The sequence below is a fragment of the Curtobacterium sp. 1544 genome, assembly GCF_040544915.1.
Lineage (GTDB): Bacteria > Actinomycetota > Actinomycetes > Actinomycetales > Microbacteriaceae > Curtobacterium > Curtobacterium pusillum_C.
Genome location: NZ_JBEPKX010000021.1, coordinates 55,405 through 61,580, shown reverse-complemented (window position 1 = coordinate 61,580; position 6,176 = coordinate 55,405). Strand labels below are relative to the sequence as shown.

The following is a 6,176-nucleotide window of genomic DNA, read 5'->3' as shown; positions in this document are numbered from 1 at the left end:
TGGTGGGCGCCGGGGGGGGGGCCCGGGGTTTGTGGGGGCGGGGGGGGGGGGGGCGCGGGGGGCGGGGGGGCCCCCCCGCGGGGGGGGGGGGGGGCCCCCCCCCCCCCCCCGGGGCGGGGGGGGGGGGGCCCCGCGCCCCCCCCGCCTCCAGTCCGTCGTTCAGCGGCCCGTTGGCTCGTCGACGTCGTCGACGTCGCGCCAGTTCCCGGTCACCGGGAACTCGGTGACCCGCCGCTCGGACGCCCGCGCTCCCCGGAGCGTGCAGCACGACCGCCGCGCGCTTCCGGTCCGCAGCGACCAGGCACATCAGGCAGCCCGCCACGCGCAGTGCATCGCAGGTCCGACAGCGCCCAGTGCCAGGGCTGCCGCGCGTGTGCCTCCACTCGCCGATGCCCGTCGGGCAGCGCCCACCGTTCGACGGCCGAGTGGAAGCGACACGAGGCCAGGCCTCGGAGTCGAGCGTCGACCTGATGGTCGTTGCCGCAGCCCAGCCCGCTGCGGATGACTCCGACACGGTTCGCGAGTCCGTGTGAAGGCTGGCGAGCGGACCGTCGCCGACCTCCCTGAGATGAACGACGCGGATCCCGGAGCCGAGAGTCGCCGACGCATTCGGTCCGAGCCGCTTGACGTGCTCGTCGTCAACTGCTTTGCTCTTTCAACAGATGCAAACAAGTTGCATCAGGTGAAATGACCCTCAACGGAGAGTGAGTCGCACATGGGTTTGGCCGTCTGGGCGCTGATCGCCTACATCGGCACGATCGTGGTCTGGAGCGTCGCGCTCCGTCGCGGTATCGGCGAGGGGATGGTCGTCGGCTTCCTCGTCGTCTGCGCGTTCGGCGGGACGCGGTTCCTCGAACTGCTCGTGGTCGGGTTGCAGGACGCCTTCAACGAGGAGATCGTCTTCGCCGCACTGGCCTTCACGTTCATCGGGTTCCTGTTGGCGTCGACCGGCGTGATCGACCGACAGGTGGAGATCCTCAACTCGTTGCTCGGCCGACTCCCCGGTGGGGCCGGGTACGTCGCGACCGTCGGCTCGGCGCTCTTCGGTTCGGTGGCGCACTCCGGATCCGCGAACGCGGCGACCCTCGGCACCGTCACCATCCCGTGGATGAAGCGCTCGCAGTGGCCCGCGCCGGTCGCGGCCACCGTGGTCGCCGGGAACGCGGGCAACGGCACGGTGATCCCGCCGAGCGCCTCGTTCTTCATCCTCATCGGCACCGCGACCGTCGCACCACTCGTCACGGTCGGCGAGCTCCTGCCCGCGATGTTCGTCGCCGCCGGGTGGTGTGTGCTCTGGCGCCTGATCGTCATCGCGTACTTCGTCCGTCGACACCGCATCCAGCGCGTCCCGGCCGCGGACATCCGCCCCTTCCGTCAGTCGTTCCGCCACGGGTGGACGTCGCTGCTCGTGTTCCTCGGCATCCTCGTCCCGGTCTTCGTGACCCTCGGACCGAGCGGTGCGTTCGTGACCGGTGCGCTCGGGGAGGAAGCCGCGGACACGATCAGCATCGTCGTCTGGATCCCCGTGCTCCTCGGGCTGTTGGCCCTGCTCCTCGGTCGGAAGAAGCTGCCGAAGGGCACCCGCGGCTGGTACGACTTCGTCGCGAAGACCGCGCCGCGCTACCGCGACATCGGGGCGACGCTCGTCTTCGCCTTCGCAGGTGGAGCGGTGCTGACCGAGCTCGGACTCGCGGACCAGCTCGCCGCCGTACTCAACGGACTGGACGCGTCGCCGGTCGTGATGAGCGTCATCGTCGCCGTCATGGTCGTGCTGGTCGCCGGACCGCTCAGTTCGACCGCGACCATCGCGACGATCGGCGGCATCGGCTTCAGCGTCCTCGTCGTCGCCGGGGTCGATCCCGTCCTCGCCGCGTGCGTCGTCCTGGTGGCCGCGTCGACGGAGGGTGCCTCACCGCCCGGGGCCTCGGCCATCTACATCGCGACCGGGATCGCGGGGGTGAACCCGGTGAAGACCTTCGTCCCGTTGGTCGTGCTGTACGTGATCCCGATCCTCCTCATCGCTGCACTCATCGGGCCGGGCTGGCTGCCCGTCCCGCACTGAACCCGTCCCCACCGAACGGAAGGACTGCACGTTGGCAGACTCCACGGGACCCACGATGGGTCCGACCCGGAAGCGCATCGCCGCCGGCATGACGACCGTGTTCGTCGTCCTGCTCGTCTCGATGCTCGCGCTCGGCACCGTCATGGTGCTCCTGCAGCTCGTGGGTGTCCTGATCCTGAACGCCGCGCTGGTCTCCGGCGCCGTCTCCGCCCTGGCCCCGTGGACGTTCGGCGTCGGCGGCGCCCTCGGGATCTGGACCCTGCTCCTCGCCTACGCACACGGATGGAAGTCGAACGAATGACCGAGCACACCCACAAGCCCGTGACCCCGGGCATCGTCGAGCGACTCGGCGCCCTCCCGGTCGCGAACATCGGCGACGCCATGCAGCGCCTCGGCGTCACGGAAGCGGAGATCGGGGCCGTCTGGCGCGGAGCACGGACGGCCGGCACCGCCCGGACGGTCGAAGTCGCGGGCGGCGACAACGCCGGCGTCCACGAAGCGATCGACACGCTCCGACCCGGCGACGTGCTCGTGGTGAACGGCCACGGCGTCCGCGACCGAGCCCTGGTCGGCGAGCTCATCGCGGAACGCCTCCGCGCACGGGGCTGCGTCGGACTCGTCATCGACGGCGCCGTCCGTGACGTCGACGACCTCGAGGAACTCGGGTTCCCGGTGTTCGCCCGCGCCGTCACCCCGGCCGGTCCCTACCGGAACGGCCCCTTCCGTGTCGGGGTCCCGGTGGCGATCGGCGGTGTCGTCGTCCACCCCGGCGACGTCATCGTCGCCGACGGGGACGGTGTCGCGGTGGTACCGGCCGCCGAGGCCGCCGAGGTGCTGGACCGCGCGGAGGCCAAGCACGCCGACGAGACCCGGATCCGGAACGAGATCGTCGCCTCGGCGAGGTCCGTGTGACGGTTCAGCAGGGCGGTCCGCCACAATGGCGTCATGGCAACCGACGGGCACACGACCCAGCCGACGGTCCGCAGCGTCGAACGCGCGCTCGACGTGCTCGAACTGCTGGAACGGAGCGACCGTCCGCTGCGCCTCGTCGACCTGAGCCGAGGCACCGGGCTGCACGCCGCGACCGCCCTGCGGATCGTCGGGGTGCTCCAGCGCCGCGGCCTCGTGCAACAGGACGGCGGGGAGTACCGGCTCGGAGCGGGGGCGCTCGGCCTGGCGCACGGCTACCTCGTCGGGGATCCGCTGACCACCCGCGCACGCGCAGTGCTCCAGCAGCTCGCGGACTCGACACACCTGACCACGTCGCTCTACGTCCGCACCGGTCAGGAGCGCATCCTGACCGCGCGGGTGGACGGTCGGGATCCCCTCCGCTACCAGCTGCCGGTGGGTCGACGGCTGCCGCTGGTGGTCGGCGCGGGGAAGACGATCCTCGCGTTCACGTCGTCGGCGGAACGGGACGACATCCTCGCGCACCACGGCGACACGACGGACGGGAACGGACGCACGGTGAGCGTGGACGAGCTGCGCTCGTCGCTCGACGAGATCCACCGGAACGGCTTCCACGTCTCCATCGCCGAGCGTGACGTCGCCGTCGCCGCGGTGAGCGCGCCGGTCTTCGACCAGCACGGAGTCGTGATCGGGTCCGTGTCGGCTTCCGGACCGGCAGAACACAACGACAGGGCGGGACTGGAGGCACTGGTCCCGGAGATCCGTCGGGCCGCGCAGGCGGTCGGTCGGTAGGACGCGAGCCACGGCTCGCAGGAGAGGAACACCATGCGAGTCGGGTTCATCGGCCTCGGCGAGGCCGGAGCCATCTACGCGGCGGCCGTCGTCGCCGCCGGCCACCCCGTCCGCGGGTTCGATCCCGCTCCCACGCCGGCACCGCACGGCGTCGAGCGGCTCGGTTCGGTCGAGGACGTCGTCGCCACGAGCGAACTGACGATCGTCCTGACGGGTGCCGCACTCAGCCGGTCGATCGCGGAGACCGCCGCGGGCGCGATCACACCCGGCGCGGTCTACGCGGACTTCACGACTGCCTCACCCGAGGACATGGTCGCCGCTGAGGACGGCATCGTCGCAGCCGGAGGCCGCTTCGCGGACGTCGCGATCCTCGGGCCGGTGCCGCTCAAGGGCGCCGCCACGGAGACGATCGTGTCGGGCGGCGCAGCGGACGTCGTCGCCGAGCTGCTCACCACGCTGGGGTCCGAGGTCGAGCGCATCGAGGGCCCGGCGGGTACCGCGACCTCCCGGAAGCTGCTCCGGAGTGTGCTCATGAAGAGCCTGGCGACGGTCGTCGTCGAGGCGCTCGAGGCCGGTCGCGCCGCGGGCTGCGAGGAATGGGTGCACGCGCAGATCGCCGCGCAGCTCTCCGGTGACGCGGACGCGAAGATCGAGCGGTACGAGTCAGGCAGCCGGAAGCACGCCGTGCGACGGGCGCACGAGATGCAGTCCGTGTCGGAGTACCTGGAGCGCCTCGGCGTCCGACCAGAGATGTCATCGGCCGCTCGCCGGGTGCTCGAGCGGCTCGCCGGCGAGTAGGGCGGCCGCGACGTCTGCGCACATCGCCGGGATCCTCGGCCCCATCGGGCTGCCCGCAGCGGCAGTCAACCTCCTCGCGGTAGCCGCGTTGTAGAGGACCGCGCGCACGGGCCTCAGGACCGTGGCCGGCATCGAGAGGGCCTCGCTCGGTCCCCGCTTCTTGTCCTGGATGGTTTGTGGGGTGAGAGCACGATCTGCGGGCCGCAGGGAGGCGCGGCCCGCAGATCGCGGGGTGCGGGATGGTTGGTCCCGCGCGTCCTCAGATTCCCGAGTCCTGAGGAGGGCACCGCCGGCCGGGGGTCAGGCCCGGCCGGCGGTGGTTCAGGGTTCGACCGGCACGAACGTGTGCGCGAGCCTGTGCCGGCCGGACCCTGAACTCGTTAGGCGTTGTCGATCTCGTCACTGTTCTGGCGGCGACGTCGGACGGTCAGCAGCCCACCACCCAGGGCGAGCAGCATCAGCGCCAGGCCGATGCCGGGGCCGACGAGCTCCGTACCCGTGAACGCCAGGCCCGGGATGCGCGGTGCGGGGTCCGGATCCCGTCCTGGGAGTAGGAGCCGCGCTGGCCACACCCGTCAATGCAGGCGCGGGTGGTCCGAGCGCCGCGACGACCATGACCGCCGCCGTCTCGGAGGAGTTCGCCCACACGGGCGGCCACTACTTCGCCGACTGCCAGGAGGCATACACAGTGCCCGACGACGCAGCACTCGCCGACCACCCGCACGGAGTAACGGCCTGGGTGCTCGACCCCGCACTCGCGCAGCGACTCTGGACCATCTCGGATGAACTCCTCAGCCGTTGACCCGGCCCGAACAGCCGCGTCCCGCAAGCCGATGGGTGACCGGTGCGCGGGAGGACGCACCTCTTCCCCGGCTGGCACCGCCCGGTTACCGTGGTCACATGGACTGCTTCGCGAGCTGTCGCACGCGCCACTGAAGGGACGGCTCAGGCCGTCGCTCTCCTCCACCAAAACCCCGGGCGTGGAGCCTTCAGACTGCTCACGAAAGAAGCACGACCATGCACATCCGCGACTGCACGCCGCTCGACCTGCCCGCGCTCACCGCACTCACGATTGAGACTTTCCGGCCTCTCCTCGCCGGCTCCCTCGTGCAGCTACGGGCCGAAGTCACCGCGCACGACCACGGGCACTGGGAAGACGACTACCGCCAGGAAGTCCCTTCCCTGCTGGCTCCCGACGAGGGCCGCTTCATCACACTGGCGGAAGAACACGGCGAACCACTCGGCTACGTCGGCTGGAACACCACCGGTGCGACCTCCGGACGACTGGAGATGGTTGCCGTCCACCCTGACGCTCGACGGCGAGGAGTCGCCCGAGCGCTCTGCTCCGCGGCATTGACGAGGCTCGGAGAGCTTGGGGTCGCCGTGGTGCACATCGGAACGGGCGGCGACGAGTTCCACGCCCCGGCACGAGCGCTCTACGAATCCCTCGGCTTCATCCCGTACCCGACCGTCGACTACGCTCGGGCGCTCTGACAGGAGGCGGGAGGGCCGCGAGTGGCGGCCCTCCCGCGTCGATCGATCAGGTCGCTCCCGATGCGTCTTGATAGCCGATCGCGCACCTGAACGCGTCGTAGTCTGAATTGATCTACTGCCG

The 6,176-nt window shown here is 71.0% G+C and carries 8 protein-coding genes; 7 read left to right on the top strand and 1 reads right to left on the bottom strand.

Features of this window, described 5'->3' with window-relative positions:
• Positions 1 to 715 precede the first annotated feature (715 nt).
• Genes ABIC61_RS12850 through ABIC61_RS12830 form a run of 5 tightly spaced genes read left to right on the top strand, consistent with a single transcriptional unit; the run spans position 716 to position 4,561 of the window.
• Positions 716 to 2,062 (top strand): TRAP transporter large permease subunit, encoded by a 1,347-nt coding sequence (locus ABIC61_RS12850; RefSeq protein WP_354030213.1) that lies wholly within the window; start codon positions 716 to 718, stop codon positions 2,060 to 2,062.
• Between the two features lie 31 nt (positions 2,063 to 2,093).
• Positions 2,094 to 2,363: a hypothetical protein gene (locus ABIC61_RS12845; protein WP_354030212.1), complete on the top strand. Its 270-nt coding sequence runs from the start codon at positions 2,094 to 2,096 to the stop codon at positions 2,361 to 2,363.
• Entirely contained in the window at positions 2,345 to 2,974 is a 630-nt protein-coding gene (locus ABIC61_RS12840) for an RraA family protein (protein ID WP_354030211.1), read from the top strand. Before ABIC61_RS12845 ends, ABIC61_RS12840 begins: the two co-directional genes overlap by 19 nt.
• A gap of 33 nt (positions 2,975 to 3,007) precedes the next feature.
• Positions 3,008 to 3,763, top strand: a complete 756-nt coding sequence (locus tag ABIC61_RS12835) for an IclR family transcriptional regulator (protein ID WP_354030210.1) — start codon at positions 3,008 to 3,010, stop codon at positions 3,761 to 3,763.
• 33 nt (positions 3,764 to 3,796) lie between these two features.
• Complete coding sequence (locus tag ABIC61_RS12830; RefSeq protein WP_354030209.1) at positions 3,797 to 4,561, top strand: DUF1932 domain-containing protein; 765 nt, start codon at positions 3,797 to 3,799, stop codon at positions 4,559 to 4,561.
• 380 nt (positions 4,562 to 4,941) lie between these two features.
• Here the strand turns inward: ABIC61_RS12830 and ABIC61_RS12825 are convergent, their stop codons facing one another.
• Positions 4,942 to 5,133 (bottom strand): DLW-39 family protein, encoded by a 192-nt coding sequence (locus ABIC61_RS12825; protein WP_354030208.1) that lies wholly within the window; start codon positions 5,131 to 5,133, stop codon positions 4,942 to 4,944.
• Positions 5,134 to 5,174: 41 nt separating this feature from the next.
• Here ABIC61_RS12825 and ABIC61_RS12820 point away from each other — a divergent pair, with 41 nt between their 5' ends.
• Positions 5,175 to 5,363 (top strand): hypothetical protein, encoded by a 189-nt coding sequence (locus tag ABIC61_RS12820; protein WP_354030207.1) that lies wholly within the window; start codon positions 5,175 to 5,177, stop codon positions 5,361 to 5,363.
• 215 nt (positions 5,364 to 5,578) lie between these two features.
• A complete protein-coding gene (locus ABIC61_RS12815; protein WP_354030206.1) occupies positions 5,579 to 6,055 on the top strand; it encodes a GNAT family N-acetyltransferase in 477 nt (158 codons plus the stop codon).
• Positions 6,056 to 6,176 lie beyond the last annotated feature (121 nt).

What these genes read in the sequence shown, in the direction of transcription:
- ABIC61_RS12830 (WP_354030209.1), top strand. Translation starts at nt 3,797, where the DNA reads ATGCGAGTCGGGTTCATCGGCCTCGGCGAGGCCGGAGCCATCTACGCG.
- ABIC61_RS12835 (WP_354030210.1), top strand. Translation starts at nt 3,008, where the DNA reads ATGGCAACCGACGGGCACACGACCCAGCCGACGGTCCGCAGCGTCGAA.
- ABIC61_RS12820 (WP_354030207.1), top strand. Translation starts at nt 5,175, where the DNA reads ATGACCGCCGCCGTCTCGGAGGAGTTCGCCCACACGGGCGGCCACTAC.
- ABIC61_RS12815 (WP_354030206.1), top strand. Translation starts at nt 5,579, where the DNA reads ATGCACATCCGCGACTGCACGCCGCTCGACCTGCCCGCGCTCACCGCA.
- ABIC61_RS12850 (WP_354030213.1), top strand. Translation starts at nt 716, where the DNA reads ATGGGTTTGGCCGTCTGGGCGCTGATCGCCTACATCGGCACGATCGTG.
- ABIC61_RS12840 (WP_354030211.1), top strand. Translation starts at nt 2,345, where the DNA reads ATGGAAGTCGAACGAATGACCGAGCACACCCACAAGCCCGTGACCCCG.